Origin of the sequence: Mixta calida (genome assembly GCF_002953215.1) — a bacterium.
Lineage (GTDB): Bacteria > Pseudomonadota > Gammaproteobacteria > Enterobacterales > Enterobacteriaceae > Mixta > Mixta calida.
In genome coordinates this window covers 3,977,144-3,991,570 of sequence record NZ_CP026378.1, presented here as the reverse complement: position 1 = coordinate 3,991,570, position 14,427 = coordinate 3,977,144, and the positions used below count along the sequence as shown (strand labels likewise).

Genomic DNA, 14,427 nt, shown 5'->3' with positions numbered 1-14,427 from the left:
TTTTGCAGCGAAAATGCGCTTAAGCCCGTCCTGGAAATGCCGATATATAAGGTACGATTCTGTATTGAGACATTTCTAATGACCATAAAACGCAGTTCATTGTTAATTCTGATTACGCTCTTAGGCATTTTCATGGTGAGTTCCGTCACTAACGCCTGGCTGTTCGTCCGCAGTAACAACTCCCTTGATAGTGTGAATAAAGAGATCCGCGTGGTGCTGTCGATCATCGATCCGATCAACCACAGCCGCAACCTGCGCGTGCATCTGATGGAATATATGAAACAGCTGGAAAAAGGCGATATGGAAAATGCCAACGCCCGGCTGGCTGGCGTGGATACGCTGGTGCAAAAAATGGATGACGCCTTTGACGCCTATGTAAAAGCGCCGCGTCTGGAGAACGAGGATGCGCTGCTGCAAGCGTACCAGCAGGCCTGGATGGCTTATAAGCAGCAGGGGATCGAGCCGCTGATGGCCGCCGTGCGCAATGGCGATCAGGCGGGATTCACCAATCAGCTCGCGGTAGTGGCGAAGCTGGACCGTCAGTATGAAATCGCGCTGGATAAGGTGCTGGCGCTGCATGAGACCTATGCAAAGCAGCTGAACGTCACCGCTCAGCAGAATTTCAACTTCTCGGTGCTTATGCTGGTCATTTTTGCCGTGCTTTTTCTCTTTATTATCGGCCTGATCTACTTCCTGCTGAAAAAATACCTGCTCGACTCCCTGTTGGCGGCAAAAGAGCAGTGCAGCAAAATCGCTGAGGGGCAGCTCCAGCATACCGTGCCGGTGAGCGCCGCCTCGCGCAGTGAAATTTCTGATGTGCTGCGTTCTATCGAGCAGATGCGCCTGTCTCTGATTCAAATCATCAGCCAGGTACGCGACTCCTGTCATAGCGTCGCTAACGCATCACAGGAGATCGCTGCGGGTAATATCGATCTCTCTTCCCGCACCGAGCAGCAGGCGTCGGCGCTGACGCAGACCGCCGCCAGCATGGAGGAGTTGAGCGCAACGGTGAAACAGAACACCGATAATGTCTATCAGGCCACGCGCTTAACCCAGGAAGCGGTACAAGCGGCGCAGACCGGCGACGACGTATCGAAAGAGGTGATCACCACCATGAGCGGCATCACCGAGAGCTCGCGTAAGATTGAAGAGATCACCTCCGTGATCAACAGCATCGCATTCCAGACCAATATTCTGGCCCTGAACGCAGCGGTCGAAGCGGCGCGCGCCGGAGAAGAAGGGCGCGGCTTCGCTGTGGTCGCCGGCGAGGTACGTAATCTTGCGCAGCGCAGCGCCGCCGCCGCGCGTGAAATTGAGGGGCTGATTAAAGATTCGGTAAGCAGCATCAGCCAGGGTTCGCAGCAGGTCACCAAAACCGGTGAGGCGATTGCTAACATCATCAACACCGTTTCCCGCGTCAATGCGCTGATGCAGGAGGTTTCCACCGCGTCTGACGAGCAAAGCCGCGGCATCCTGCAAATCGAACAAGCGGTAACGGAAATGGATGGCGTGACGCAGCAGAATGCGGCGCTGGTGCAGGAATCCGCTTCAGCGGCCTCTTCGCTGGAGGAGCAGGTCAACTACCTGAAAAACACCGTATCGGCATTCCAGCTGCCGGTTCACTCAGCATCGGCTCACTAAGCGTCTCTGTTCATTCAGGCGGTCGTAAAAGGCCGCCTCTTTCTTTCCGCAGCAGCCGGGTAAAAGTGAAAGCGTTTACAGCTAAACTTAACCGTAACGGATGCGCGCCGCTCACACGCTTAGCGCAAGCGGCAGGCGGCGCGCTTAATCGTATCCCGCTAACCGGCAAAAGCTGAAGCGTAGCGCGGCCTGTAAATAACCGTTATCGCTGATGCAGTAAACATGGTTTTCGAAAAACCGAACGAGTAGATGAAAGAGCGATTTTTTTCCATAAATCTCAGGGGGAAATCGACGTCTTACCCCTTGTTAAAGAACGATTTTAAGAAAACCCTCATCGCCTTTTCGCTATTTATGGTTGGATTTTTATTCAATAGTCATTTTTATGGTGAAAATGCGCGGTACAGAAATAAAAAATATGCTGAACCGAAGCTAATAACTGGGCGGATATAAAATGGCCCTGTTATTAGGATTAACCTGAAGTGTTACAGAAGGCGTTGACGGCGCTATAACGCACTAACTCTATGATTGTCATGCCATAAGTGCCTGTTACAGCGCTATCGGATTTTTCGCTAAAAGGTTTCAGCCATAAGGGGTCAAACTCCAGGAATGCTACTGTATTGCTAATGTGACGTAGATCTCAATCATTGACAGTTTGTGCTCCATTCATTACTTGAGTTTGTCAAAACAAACGAAGCGCTAGCGCGTGAATTAGCCGATAAAACATTAAATATTGTGAAAGTAAATGTGCTCTGAACGCATGAATAAGACGATTTGCCGTACATATATTACGATGTCTTAACTAATATTTGGGCGGCATGGCATAATAACCCTATTTTTAAGCAGGATTCTCCGCCCTGTAAGCGCGGCAAAATGCGACAGCAAACTGTGATGTCCATCATAAAATCATAAGCAGAATTTAACAAGAAAGGGGGTAAAAAGGGAAGGGCATTAGTAGAGATAAAGTACTTCCCGGCCCCTTTTCCTGAATACGTAAAGAAAAGTAAGCCGGGAAATGCCTGAAATAAAGGGTTTTAATGTAACTGTGTTAAAAGAAAGCCTGCAAAACAATTACGCCCGGACTGAAACAGTTCAGGAAAAAATGGTACGAAAGGCTATTTCTTAACTTTTTTATTAATTTCACATGTCTTTGCTTAAGAGTGTCATCCTGTCATTTTCAATAAACTGTTAATCAGCGATTATCACACTGGCTGGATGGATAGTGATAAACGCTGCGGCTGATATCAAGCAAGCGACAGCTGCGACGCGTGCCAATCTCAAACGTATCCTGCAAATAATTAACCGCCTGACGCTTATCATTGGTAGTAAAGAAGTTTTTTACGACGCTTTGCAGCATGGCTTTGTCAGAACTGAGCATCTGCAATTCGCGGTTAAGGGCCTGTACTTTCTCCTCTAACTCCTTGATTTTCCTCCCCTCCTCTGAGGAGAGCCCTGCGTATTTTTTCTTCCAGCTATAGAAGGTCGCTTCTGAAATACCCAAATCTTCACAGATATCCTTGACCTTAACGCCACACTCGGAAGCTTTAATCGCATTGGTGATTTGCTCTTCGGTGTATCGTGACTTTCTCATAAATGCTGTTACCTTTCTAATCAATTAATGGATGAGAACGGCTGCAATAATAAATGGATCTAATCCCCTGGAATATTAGAGCAGCGTATTAAAGTGCGCGATTTGAATGGCAAGCAATAAGTTAAGTTATCCTGTAGAAATATCATCATGGGATTTCTCTTATTTTAACTTTGCCTCCTCCCCATACCTTCCTCAAAACTAAGTTTTGTTATAAATTCTCTTCCGAACAGATGAAACGATTTCGACAACCACGGCGCGATTTTATGGCTTGCGGAACGGCAAAGTTGTGCCAGGGTTGTCATTTAAAATAATTTTTATGAAATCGTTTACAGGGAATTGAAAAGACCAGTTTTTATCAGGCAGTCTCTGAGATTAATCTCATGAAATGGCAAGTCATTGTTATTAAAATATCCGTCAGGCAGACGTGTTTTTTAATGCTTTAGCCCAGAGTACACTGTGCGTAATTGTACGTTTTAAACATGGATGTCGTTTTCATATGTGAGTAGTGGAAATACAAAGGATGCGTCGATGAAATACAGTGTAATGTCCAATGCCGCCTGGATGATATCCGAAAAATTTGTCTCCATATTTGGCGTCATTTTTGTCACGTCTTATGTGGCGAAATCATTTGGACCCACGGTATTTGGCCAGATGTCTTTTTCAGCATCACTCTTTTCCGTGGTGCAAACTATCGCCATCTTTGGCACTGAGACGATTCTGTTCAAGCGCATCAGCAAAAGCGCGCAGAAAGGGGTGCGTCTGATGACCATCGCCAAAAAGCTGCGCCTGTCTCTGCTGTTGCTGATCTCTTTGCCTTTGCTGGTGTGGATGTACTATCACATGCGCGAGAACTATCTCGCCTTTGCGATGGCTTCGTTCCTGTCGGCGCTGTTTGTCACGCAGGATACGTTTAGCGTCTTTAACAACGCTCGGCTGGCGTCCCGGTTGAATACCCTCGCCAACACGGCAGGCATGTTGTTGAGCTTCGCGATCAGTTTCAGTGTCGCCTGGCTGAAACTGAATCCGCTCTGGTTGACGCTGTCCATCGTCGCACTCACGCTGGTGCCTTATATGATCAAAAGGCGCACGTTTTATCAGCGTTTTAGCGATGAAGCGCCGCCACGCGGAAAAAGCGGCAATTATCTGCGTTATTTAATTTATGCCGGACTGCCATTGGCAATTTCGAGCATATTTATTTCGATTCAGATAAAACTGGCGCAATTCTTCCTTGTCAGTGTGGGGACGGCAAAGGATGTAGGGCTGTTCACTGCGGCGAATATGATATCGGCTTCATGGATATTTATTCCAGCGGCGATCATTACCTCAAGTTTTACTGAAATATTCAGGGAGCAGTCGGAAAGAGCTTTAAAACTGACTGCCCGTTTAAATGGCTATGTCATGGTTGTTTCACTCTTGATGCTGCTTATCGTGTCCCTGTACGGTGAGAAGATCATTATTACCCTTTATGGGCAAGATTACACACAGTCTGGAAGTATCATTACATTATTGTCGTTAGCAACCTGCTTTTCGTCAATGGGGACGGTCGCGTATCGTTATATGGTCAAAGAAGGAGGTTTTAATTATCTGTTGAAGAAAATTCTTTGCCTGATGCTAATTAGCGTTCCGCTGAGCTGGGTATGCATTACCAGCCTGGGGCTAAAAGGCGCGGCGTGGAGTGTTTTAATCACAGAGATCCTGTCCCTGACCGTAATGAACTACTTCTTCAAAAATGGCGTCATTCGCAAGATCCACGTTTCCTCACTCAACTACAAAACTTACAAATGAGGTTAAGATGTCTAAGTTTAAAGATGAATTAAGAAGAAGCGTTCTTTATTTTGTAAAAAAAATGCCGTGGGCATACCAGGATCGCATTCACTATTTTCGTAAGTTTAAAAGACTACCCAATATTCGTGAACCCAAGCTGTTCAACGAAAAGGTGCTGTACCGCAAGTTCGTCAACGGCGACTACGTACGCTACAGCAAGCTTTCCGATAAATTTACGGTACGCGACTATATCGCTGATGTGATTGGCGAAGAGTACCTGATTCCGCTGGTGCATGAGACCAGCGACCCCACGACGTTGCTGAGTCTGCCGAGCCTGAAGAACACGGTCGTTAAGCCGAACCACGGCTCCAACATGGTGGAAATTCTGCTGGAAGAGCCGGACAGCCTGCAAAAGCAGCTGATTGTGAATCGCTGCCATGAATGGCTGCGCAAAGACTTTTCTGAAGAAGCCCGTGAGATTCACTATCGCTATATCAAGCCACGTATTTTGGTGGAGCAGTATATAGGCGACGGGAAAAGCGCGCCGATCGATTATAAATTTCACATGTTCAATAAAAAAGACGGCAATTTTGAATATGTGTTGCAGGTGATCTATAACCGCAGCAATCCGGCGCTGTCGATGAATTTCTACGTTAATAATCTTCAGGAAGCCTGGTACAAAATTCGTGATACCGGGTTGGATATTAACCCGATGATGCCGAAGCTGGAGCACGCATTAGCCCTGAGTAAGACGCTGGCGAAAGATTTCGATTATGTGCGCGTTGACTGGTATATCCATGAAGAGCAGATCTGGTTCGGCGAATTAACCTTTACGCCTGGCGCCGGGCTGGTCACCGGACTCGATCGCGGCCTGAATAAAATGATGGGCGAAATGTGGTTGCAGGATCGCATTGTTACGCCGCAGGCGCCAGTCGGGGTGGCGGACGTCACCGATGTTACGCTGCCAGCGATGCTGAAAAAAGTATAAGCGTCCGGGCGCGTGGGCGAATAGAGGACGAATAAAAAAGCGAGCCGGGCAGCTCGCTTTTTTTATCGTGCAGGTTATCAGGGCATCGGCATCGGCCATTCAGGCGGCGTCTGACTCATGATATTAATAAAGGCCTCTTTCATGATGTTCAGGAAATTATTCATATTTTCCATACTGAACGTCATGCCCAGCAGACCGGCGACAAACCAACAGGTCACGCCCACGCCAATGCCGCTAAACAGAAAGGCCATAACCGGATGGCTCGTCTGACGGCATTTGGTTTTAAACGTGCTGGCGAAAAACATCAATACGGCGCTCAGTAATTCCCAACGCATTACAACAAGGCTGGCGGTAAGCGTAGCCATAACATGCAACCTCTGTTTCTTTATCTACCCTGACGCCTGAAGTGAAGAACGCGATAAAGATGCCAGGGAGTCTTTACCGGTCGTCGATGTACAACACACAAAGTGTGACCTGAATCACATTATATCACTGGCTTTTAAAAGTTGAACAAAATTTACACCGAACGGTAACGGTTTGATACGTTGGGATCGCACGTATCCGCGCGCCAGGACGACTCTGATTTCGCTTGCGGACCTGGCGTAGCGGTACGGCTAATAAGATGTTTTTTCAGCAAACCCATAACAGCCGCAGGGCTTTGGGATGAATCTGACAGTCTGGGTCGTTGTACCTGCGTGATGGGCCGGATAGGCTCTCTCGTACAGGTTTAACCACTCAGCGTTACCAGATTCGGCGTGCTTTTTGCCATCTCTGCCACGCCCTGTTTGTGCCAATCTTATTCAGGATGAAATTATGACAAGGGTGCTTTTTGCCTCTGACGTATATCTGGGGTGTCGTCCGTTGCCGAACGATGCTTCGTTGAGCGGTTTCGCATGCGGGGTAAGCAATGTCTAACCGCAGCGCAGATCGGAACGATGTTGCCAGCATGAAGCCGCTTCCGCGTCCTACGCTGCGTAAATCGTTGCAGCGTATTCATCTGATCATCATCGTCGTCTCGATGACCATCTCCGGTATTTCGCTCTCTACGCTCTCGCTGATCGCATTGCGCAACTATGCGGAAAACAATCTGGAACTGCTCGCCTCCACCCTCAGCTTTACGGTGCAGTCGTCGGTCGTGAAGGGCGACGGTGAGATCGTGCGCGAGGCGCTGGCGGAAATCGGCAAGCGCGGCAGCTTTGCCTGGGCGCGCGTTTACGATCGCCAGGGGCAGCTGCTGGCTGGCTGGCACGCTTCTCCGCATCAGCATCAAAACACCATCGAACGGCTGATTGCGCGCTGGCTGTTTCCTCAGCCGGTCAGCACGCCGGTGATGCAGTCAGGCGAGGAGGTGGGGCGTATCTGGCTGGTCGGCAACGCCTACGAGGTCATTCAGTATCTCTATAAGACGTTCGCCTGGCTTGCGGCGAGCCTGATGACCACCGCTACGCTCGCTTCGCTGCTCTCCCGCCGTATGCACGCCGGCATTCTGCAGGCGCTGCAAAGCATCACTTCGGTCACGCGCGACGTGCGCGAACGTCGCGCCTTCGCGCGCCGGGTGCCGGAAGCAGAGATCGCCGAGCTGCATGCGCTGAGCCATGATTTCAATATATTGCTGGAGGAGCTGGATGAATGGCAGAAAAATATGAAGCAGGAACATGACAGCCTGGTGCATCAGGCGAGTCATGACGGCCTGACCGGACTGCCTAACCGCATCGCCTTTGAACGGACGCTGGGCCGCGCCTTTGCCGATGACGACCAGCGTCACAAGCTGGCGCTGCTGTTTATCGACGGCGACCGTTTTAAGCAGATCAATGATACCTGGGGCCATGCCGCCGGTGACGCCATTATTACCGCCACCGCGCAGCGGCTGCGCGGGCAGGTGCGGAAGACAGATATGGTGGCGCGGCTCGGCGGCGATGAGTTCGCCATCCTGCTGCGCGATATCAGCGAGCCGTCGCAGGTCGCGCGCGTAGTGCAGCATATTATGAACGCGATGGAAGCGCCGCTGATCCTGCCCGACGGCAACCCGATCGTCTGGTCGCTGAGCATCGGCGCGGCGCTGGGCAAATCGTCACGCTCGGCGGAAGGGCTGCTGGCGCAGGCGGATGCCGCCATGTACCACATAAAAGCGTTGGGCGGCGGCTGGTACCTGTCGCCGCTCTGGCAGAGCCAGCCGCAGTCTGAAATCCTTCAGGCCGGGCCGGACGCCGTGTTTTAACCGCTGACCGGGCAGCAGACGCCGGTGGTGCGTTGGGCGAAGCTGCTCATCGCATCGCCGCGCGGAAAGGCGGCCGGACGCTGACGCAGCGCGTTCTGGCGACGCATGCTGTGACGATAGGCGGTCGGCGTCTGCGAAAACTGGCGGCGGAAAACGCGGGAAAAAGTCTGTTGCGAATCAAAGCCGTACTGCATGGCGATATCAAATACCGGACGCTGCGTCAGGGTCAGCGCTTCCGCGGCCAGCGTCAGCCGACGTTCACGGATATAGCTGCCCAGCGTCTGCCTGGTGACGGCGCGAAACATCCGCTGCAGATGCCACTTGGAGTAGCCAGCTTTGGCTGCGACTTCATCAATGGAAAGATTTTTATCTAAGTTCCGATCAATCCAGTCAGTCAGAGAATGAATAATATCTTTATGCATCATGACGACGTCCTTCTGATTAGATTTTGCGCTTTGCGGGTTTGATGGTGGGCAAGTATAATTCCTCAAGTTAACTTGAGGTAAAGCGTAAAAATGAAAAAAAGCAATTATCCAAAACCGGTGCTGACGCCAGGAGAAGTGGCGAAGCGCAGCGGGGTAGCGGTGTCGGCGCTGCATTTTTATGAGTCGAAAGGGCTGATCGCCAGCACGCGCAACGGTGGCAACCAGCGGCGATACAGCCGCGACGTGCTGCGCCGCGTGGCGATCATTAAAATCGCTCAGCGCATCGGCATTCCGCTGGCGACGGTCAGCGAAAGCCTGGCGCATATGCCGGTCGATAAGCGCATTTCGGCGAAAGCCTGGGAGGCGTTGACCGAGCAGTGGCGCGCCGAGTTGAACAAGCGCATCGAAACTCTGACGCACCTGCGTGACGACCTGGACGGCTGCATCGGCTGCGGCTGCTTATCGATGCGCGATTGTCCGCTGCGCAACCCCAACGATCGACTGGCTGAAGAGGGCACCGGCGCCATCCTGCTCGATCCGCAGCGCGAAGAGGAGTAGCCGCTATACTGGAGGCTGACGCATGACTTCTGGAGCCTGCCATGATCGTGGTTCATCATCTGAATAACTCCCGTTCGCAGCGTATTCTCTGGCTGCTGGAAGAGCTGGAGCTGCCGTATGAAATCAAGCGCTATCAGCGTCAGGCGTCGATGCTCGCCCCACCGGAATTGAAAAAAGTGCATCCGCTGGGCAAAGCGCCGGTAATCACCGATGGCGACCGCGTCGTAGCGGAATCAGGCGCGATTCTGGAATATCTGGTCGGGCGTTACGATCGCAACCGGCTGCTGACGCCGCTGGATGAGGAAGAAGCGCTTGAATGCCGCTACTGGTTACACTATGCGGAAGGATCGCTGATGCCGCTGGTGGTGATGCGCTTGATCTTCAGCCGCATGGGCAAGCCGCCGGTGCCGTGGCTGCTACGCCCGATCGGCGCGGCGTTCGGCAACGGCGTCCGTAAAGGCTTTCTCGATAAACAGCTGACCACGCACCGTCAATTTATCGAACAGCATCTGACCCGGCTGCCGTGGTTCGCTGGACAGCATCTGACGCTGGCCGATATTCAGATGAGCTTCCCCATTCAGGGGCTGGCGGCGCGCGGCGGGCTGGATGGCATGCCCGCTACACAGGCCTGGCTGGATAAAATCAGCCGCCGTCCCGCCTGGCAGCGGGCGATTCAGCAGGGTGGCGAACTGAATTTGCCGGACTAAGCCGCCTCAGGCTCATGGACGGCAAGGAGTAAAAAAATCTTAGCCGTCCGACAGTTATCCCTTTTTTTTCTTTGAACCTTCCTGTCTTACCTCACGCCTTCCGGCGCGCTGCTTGTTAATTGTGCTGAATTGACTACAAACAGCAGTTGAAAATATGCCGGAAAAGGCAGGATAATCGTTTGCCTTTTTACAGGTCGCTTTTCGGCCCCTTTTCGCGCGGCGAGGTAAACGTTTGCTTTTTTAGCAGGCGTCGGGCAACGAGTTGCACGCCGGTCTTCATCCAGGGAATAAAGACGACGATGCGTTATCCAGCGTCGCGCAGGCTGTCATCCAAAATAACGAGGTTTTACATGTCCACTCCTTCACAACCTGCGCGCCGTTCGCTTGACGCCTGGTTCCAGATCTCAGCGCGCGGCAGCAGCGTGCGTCAGGAGATTATCGCCGGTTTAACGACCTTTCTGGCGATGGTCTATTCGGTTATCGTCGTGCCGGGCATGCTGGGCAAAGCCGGTTTTCCTCCGGCGGCGGTCTTCGTCTCTACCTGCCTGGTCGCCAGCTTCGGCTCGATCATTATGGGCCTGTGGGCGAACCTGCCGATGGCGATTGGCTGTGCGATCTCGCTGACCGCCTTTACCGCCTTTAGCCTGGTGCTGGGGCAGCAGATCAGCATTCCGGTCGCGCTGGGCGCAGTATTCCTGATGGGCGTGCTGTTTACGCTGATCTCCGCCACCGGCATTCGCGCCTGGATTCTGCGCAACCTGCCGATGGGCGTGGCGCACGGCACCGGCATCGGCATCGGGCTGTTTCTGCTGCTGATCGCCGCTGACGGCGTCGGGCTGGTAGTGAAAAATCCGGCGCCGGGCCTGCCGGTGGCGCTGGGGCATTTCACCTCGTTTCCGGTCATTATGTCGCTGCTGGGCCTGGCCGTGATTTTTGGCCTGGAGAAGCGTCGCGTGCCAGGCGGCATCCTGTTGACCATTATCGCCATCTCGCTGATTGGCCTCGCGTTCGATCCCGCGGTGAGTTTTAAAGGGCTGTTTGCCATGCCGAGCCTGAGTGACGCTAACGGCCATTCGCTGCTGTTCAGCCTGGATATCGGCGGCGCGCTACAGGCGGCGGTGCTGCCCAGCGTGCTGGCGCTGGTGATGACGGCAGTTTTCGACGCCACCGGCACCATTCGCGCGGTGGCGGGGCAGGCTAATCTGCTGGATAAAGAGGGGCAGATCATCAACGGCGGCAAGGCGCTGACCACTGACTCCATCAGCAGTATTTTCGCTGGGCTGGTAGGCGCCTCGCCCGCGGCGGTCTATATCGAATCGGCGGCCGGCACGGCGGCGGGCGGTAAAACTGGCCTGACGGCGATCGTGGTCGGCCTGCTGTTCCTGCTGATCCTGTTTATGTCGCCGCTGGCTTATTTAGTACCGGCCTATGCTACGGCGCCCGCGCTGATGTATGTCGGCCTGCTGATGTTGAGCAACGTAGCGAAAATCGATTTCAACGATTTCGTCGACGCGATGTCCGGGCTGGTGACGGCGGTGTTTATCGTCCTGACCTGCAATATCGTCACCGGCATTATGCTCGGCTTCGGCGGGCTGGTGATTGGTCGTCTGTTCGCTGGCGAATGGCGCAAGCTGAATATCGGCACCGTGATTATCGCGGTGGCGCTGGTCGCTTTTTACGCGGGCGGCTGGGCGCTTTAATCCTGTCTGGCGCGGCAGCGATGCCGCGCCATGTTCCTTCCTTCCGCCGCATTTCCTGCCTTCCGCCTGATAAACAGAGAATCGTCCTGAAGCGTTGCGAATCGCACGCCTTGTTTTTAACAGGTTTAACGTTTTGTTTTACACTGCTAACGGGGCACCCCCAGGGTAATCGATTCACATATGCCTGCCGGAAGAGGCTATAAGGAAAGCATGGAAATCTTTTTTACTATTCTCATTATGACGTTAGTGGTGTCGCTCTCCGGCGTCGCCGCCCGTATTATCCCGTTTCAAATCCCGCTGCCGCTGGTGCAGATCGCCGCGGGCGCGCTGCTTGCCTGGCCGACTTTCGGCCTGCATGTCGATTTTGACCCGGAGCTGTTTCTGGTGTTGTTTATTCCGCCGCTGCTGTTCGCCGACGGCTGGAAAACGCCGGTTAACGAGTTTCTTCATCATGGCCGTGAAATCATGGGCCTGGCCTTAGTGCTGGTGCTGATCACCGTCGTGGGCATCGGCTATCTGATCTACTGGATGGTGCCGGGCATTCCACTGGTGCCCGCCTTCGCGCTGGCGGCGGTGCTGTCGCCGACGGATGCCGTGGCGCTGTCGGGCATCGTCGGCGAAGGGCGCATTCCCAAGAAGATCATGTCAATTTTGCAGGGCGAGGCGCTGATGAACGACGCGTCGGGCCTGGTGTCGCTCAAGTTCGCCGTTGCGGTGGCGATGGGAACGATGGTCTTTACCGTTTCCGGCGCGACCGTAGAGTTTCTGAAAGTGGCGATCGGCGGCCTGCTGGCGGGCGCTGCGGTCTGCTGGCTGTTCGGCAAATCACTGCGTCTTTTCAGCCGTCTGAGCGGCGACGATCCCACTACCCAGACGGTACTGCTGCTGCTGCTGCCGTTCGCCTCCTATCTGATCGCCGAGCATCTTGGCGTATCAGGCATCCTGGCGGCGGTGGCGGCCGGTATGATGATCACCCGCTCCGGCATTATGCGCCGCGCGCCGCTGGCGATGCGCCTGCGCGCCAACAGCGTCTGGCAGATGCTGGAATTCGTGTTTAACGGCATGGTGTTCCTGATGCTCGGCCTGCAACTGCCTGGCATTCTGGAAACCTCGATTACCGAGGCGAACGCCGATCCAAACGTCGAGCTGTGGATGCTGTTTACCGACATTCTGCTGGTGTACGCCGCCCTGATGCTGGTGCGTTTCGGCTGGCTCTGGACTATGCAGCGCCTCAGCAAGCGCCTGCTGACCAAAAAGCCCATGGAGTTCAGCAGCTACAGCACGCGCGAGTTGCTGATTGCTTCTTTTGCCGGGGTGCGCGGCGCGATTACGCTGGCCGGTGTGCTGTCGATACCGCTGTTCCTGCCGAACGGCGACGCTTTCCCTGGCCGTTACGAGCTGGTATTCCTTGCGACCGGCGTCATTCTCTTCTCGCTGTTTGTCGGCGTCATTCTGTTGCCAGTCTTGCTGCGCGGCATCGACGGCATTGATAAGAGCGTGCATCGCCGCGAACTGCAGCAGGCGCGTGCGGTAATGGCGGGTGCGGCGGTTGAAAGCCTCTATAAGATGGAAGAGCGCCTGACGCAGGATGCCGAAGAGAATATCGATAACGAGCTGTTGAAAGAGGTGAGCTCACGGGTGATAGGCAACCTGCGCCGCCGCGCCGACGGACAGAGCGACCTGGAGAATGCGCACGTGGCGGAGGATCTGGAGCGCCGCTTCCGCCTCACCGCGCTGCGCGCCGAACGCGCTGAGCTTTATCATCTGCGCGCCACGCAGCAGATCAGCAACGAGACGATGCAGAAGCTGCTGCGCGATCTCGACCTGCTGGAAGCGCTGCTGGTCGAGAAAGAGGAGCATTAATCGCGAAGGCGGGCAGGGCTACCTGTCCGCCTTATACCGAAATCTTCGGCGCTTCGCCCGGCCAGAAGGCGCGACAGCAGTCAATCCACGCCTGCGCGCTGCGGGACAGATAGCTTCCTTCGCGCCAAATTAATCCCAGCGTCCACGTTAAATCCGATTCCAGCGGCAGCCACAGCAGCGATTTTCGATCGAGCCTTTGACAAATCGGCTCCGGCAGAATCGCCACGCCCATGCCCGCCTGTACCATTGCGGCCAGAAAATCCCATTGCCCGCTGCGCACCGCGATCTGCGGCGTCAGGCCCGCGCGCTGAAACGCCTTTTTCAGCTGGCGGTTTAGCGAAAACTCCTCATTGAAAATCAGTAGCGGATGCTGCGCCACTTCCGTCAGCGAGAGGCTCAGGCGATCGCGCCAGGGCGCCGCGTGCGGCACCAGCACACAGAGCGGATGCTGCATCAGCGTCAGGGTATTCAGCGGCAGCTGCTCATCTACCGGCAGTGCGGTCAGCGCCAGATCGAGACCGCCTGACAGCACGGCTTCCTGTACCGCCAGGCCGCCTGATTCGACAATATTTAGCGCAATGCCGGGATAGCGTTGACGAAAGGCGGAGACGGACCCGGCGATCTGCATGCCCACCATCGGCGGCACGCCCAGGCGCAGCTCGCCGGTCTTCAACTGATTGATATCGCCGATCTCCATCTCCAGCTGCTTGAACGCCTGCAAAATCGTCAGGCCGCGCTGATATACCACCTGGCCGCTGTCGGTCAGATGCAGCTTGCGGCCTTCGCGCAGCAGCAGCGTGCAGCCTAATTCTTCTTCAAGATGGCGCAGCATTTTACTGATGGTCGGCTGCGTGACGAACAGCGTCTCCGCCGCACGGGTAAAGCTTTGCTGACGCACCACCTCGACAAAATAACGTAGCGCCCGAACGTCCATAAACTATTCCCTCTGTGCATAGTTCGGATGATTTTAATTCA

The 14,427-nt window shown here is 54.1% G+C and carries 12 protein-coding genes; 8 read left to right on the top strand and 4 right to left on the bottom strand.

Going from position 1 to position 14,427, the window contains the following annotated elements:
* Window positions 1-78: 78 nt before the first annotated feature.
* Window positions 79-1,641 carry a methyl-accepting chemotaxis protein gene (locus tag C2E16_RS19000; RefSeq protein WP_038623743.1) on the top strand — a complete coding sequence of 521 codons (1,563 nt, stop codon included), beginning with the start codon at window positions 79-81 and terminating at the stop codon, window positions 1,639-1,641.
* A gap of 1,189 nt (window positions 1,642-2,830) precedes the next feature.
* On the opposite strand, the gene C2E16_RS18995 is transcribed toward C2E16_RS19000, so the two are convergent.
* Window positions 2,831-3,229, bottom strand: a complete 399-nt coding sequence (locus C2E16_RS18995) for a transposase (RefSeq protein ID WP_084970143.1) — start codon at window positions 3,227-3,229, stop codon at window positions 2,831-2,833.
* Between the two features lie 528 nt (window positions 3,230-3,757).
* On the opposite strand from C2E16_RS18995, the gene C2E16_RS18990 reads away from it, so the two are divergent.
* Both C2E16_RS18990 and C2E16_RS18985 read left to right on the top strand, forming a co-directional pair.
* On the top strand, window positions 3,758-5,014 hold the full coding sequence (locus tag C2E16_RS18990; protein WP_084970142.1) for an oligosaccharide flippase family protein: 1,257 nt from the start codon (window positions 3,758-3,760) through the stop codon (window positions 5,012-5,014).
* 7 nt (window positions 5,015-5,021) lie between these two features.
* Entirely contained in the window at window positions 5,022-5,981 is a 960-nt protein-coding gene (locus C2E16_RS18985) for an ATP-grasp fold amidoligase family protein (RefSeq protein ID WP_084970141.1), read from the top strand.
* A 77-nt stretch (window positions 5,982-6,058) separates the two neighbouring features.
* Here the strand turns inward: C2E16_RS18985 and C2E16_RS18980 are convergent, their stop codons facing one another.
* On the bottom strand, window positions 6,059-6,346 hold the full coding sequence (locus C2E16_RS18980; protein ID WP_038623749.1) for a YjcB family protein: 288 nt from the start codon (window positions 6,344-6,346) through the stop codon (window positions 6,059-6,061).
* 542 nt (window positions 6,347-6,888) lie between these two features.
* Here C2E16_RS18980 and C2E16_RS18975 point away from each other — a divergent pair.
* Entirely contained in the window at window positions 6,889-8,199 is a 1,311-nt protein-coding gene (locus tag C2E16_RS18975) for a diguanylate cyclase domain-containing protein (protein WP_084970140.1), read from the top strand.
* Here C2E16_RS18975 and soxS read toward each other — a convergent pair.
* Window positions 8,196-8,624 carry a superoxide response transcriptional regulator SoxS gene (gene soxS, locus C2E16_RS18970; protein WP_038623751.1) on the bottom strand — a complete coding sequence of 143 codons (429 nt, stop codon included), beginning with the start codon at window positions 8,622-8,624 and terminating at the stop codon, window positions 8,196-8,198. The two genes, C2E16_RS18975 and soxS, sit on opposite strands and share 4 nt — an antisense overlap.
* 90 nt (window positions 8,625-8,714) lie before the next feature.
* Here soxS and soxR point away from each other — a divergent pair, with 90 nt between their 5' ends.
* The 4 genes from soxR (at window position 8,715) to C2E16_RS18950 (ending at window position 13,452) form a co-directional block, all read left to right on the top strand.
* Complete coding sequence (gene soxR, locus C2E16_RS18965) at window positions 8,715-9,182, top strand: redox-sensitive transcriptional activator SoxR (protein WP_038623753.1); 468 nt, start codon at window positions 8,715-8,717, stop codon at window positions 9,180-9,182.
* A gap of 41 nt (window positions 9,183-9,223) precedes the next feature.
* A complete protein-coding gene (locus tag C2E16_RS18960; RefSeq protein WP_084970139.1) occupies window positions 9,224-9,889 on the top strand; it encodes a glutathione S-transferase in 666 nt (221 codons plus the stop codon).
* A 350-nt stretch (window positions 9,890-10,239) separates the two neighbouring features.
* Complete coding sequence (locus tag C2E16_RS18955) at window positions 10,240-11,589, top strand: NCS2 family permease (RefSeq protein ID WP_038623757.1); 1,350 nt, start codon at window positions 10,240-10,242, stop codon at window positions 11,587-11,589.
* Window positions 11,590-11,799: 210 nt separating this feature from the next.
* Complete coding sequence (locus C2E16_RS18950) at window positions 11,800-13,452, top strand: Na+/H+ antiporter (protein ID WP_084970138.1); 1,653 nt, start codon at window positions 11,800-11,802, stop codon at window positions 13,450-13,452.
* Window positions 13,453-13,483: 31 nt separating this feature from the next.
* Here the strand turns inward: C2E16_RS18950 and C2E16_RS18945 are convergent, their stop codons facing one another.
* Window positions 13,484-14,386 (bottom strand): LysR family transcriptional regulator, encoded by a 903-nt coding sequence (locus C2E16_RS18945; protein ID WP_038623761.1) that lies wholly within the window; start codon window positions 14,384-14,386, stop codon window positions 13,484-13,486.
* Between the last annotated feature and the right edge of the window lie 41 nt (window positions 14,387-14,427).

Excerpts from the sequence above, each read along its gene's own strand:
- C2E16_RS19000 (WP_038623743.1), top strand. The coding sequence starts at position 79 with ATGACCATAAAACGCAGTTCATTGTTAATTCTGATTACGCTCTTAGGC.
- C2E16_RS18995 (WP_084970143.1), bottom strand. The coding sequence starts at position 3,229 with ATGAGAAAGTCACGATACACCGAAGAGCAAATCACCAATGCGATTAAA.
- C2E16_RS18990 (WP_084970142.1), top strand. The coding sequence starts at position 3,758 with ATGAAATACAGTGTAATGTCCAATGCCGCCTGGATGATATCCGAAAAA.
- C2E16_RS18985 (WP_084970141.1), top strand. The coding sequence starts at position 5,022 with ATGTCTAAGTTTAAAGATGAATTAAGAAGAAGCGTTCTTTATTTTGTA.
- C2E16_RS18980 (WP_038623749.1), bottom strand. The coding sequence starts at position 6,346 with ATGGCTACGCTTACCGCCAGCCTTGTTGTAATGCGTTGGGAATTACTG.
- C2E16_RS18975 (WP_084970140.1), top strand. The coding sequence starts at position 6,889 with ATGTCTAACCGCAGCGCAGATCGGAACGATGTTGCCAGCATGAAGCCG.
- soxS (WP_038623751.1), bottom strand. The coding sequence starts at position 8,624 with ATGATGCATAAAGATATTATTCATTCTCTGACTGACTGGATTGATCGG.
- soxR (WP_038623753.1), top strand. The coding sequence starts at position 8,715 with ATGAAAAAAAGCAATTATCCAAAACCGGTGCTGACGCCAGGAGAAGTG.
- C2E16_RS18960 (WP_084970139.1), top strand. The coding sequence starts at position 9,224 with ATGATCGTGGTTCATCATCTGAATAACTCCCGTTCGCAGCGTATTCTC.
- C2E16_RS18955 (WP_038623757.1), top strand. The coding sequence starts at position 10,240 with ATGTCCACTCCTTCACAACCTGCGCGCCGTTCGCTTGACGCCTGGTTC.
- C2E16_RS18950 (WP_084970138.1), top strand. The coding sequence starts at position 11,800 with ATGGAAATCTTTTTTACTATTCTCATTATGACGTTAGTGGTGTCGCTC.
- C2E16_RS18945 (WP_038623761.1), bottom strand. The coding sequence starts at position 14,386 with ATGGACGTTCGGGCGCTACGTTATTTTGTCGAGGTGGTGCGTCAGCAA.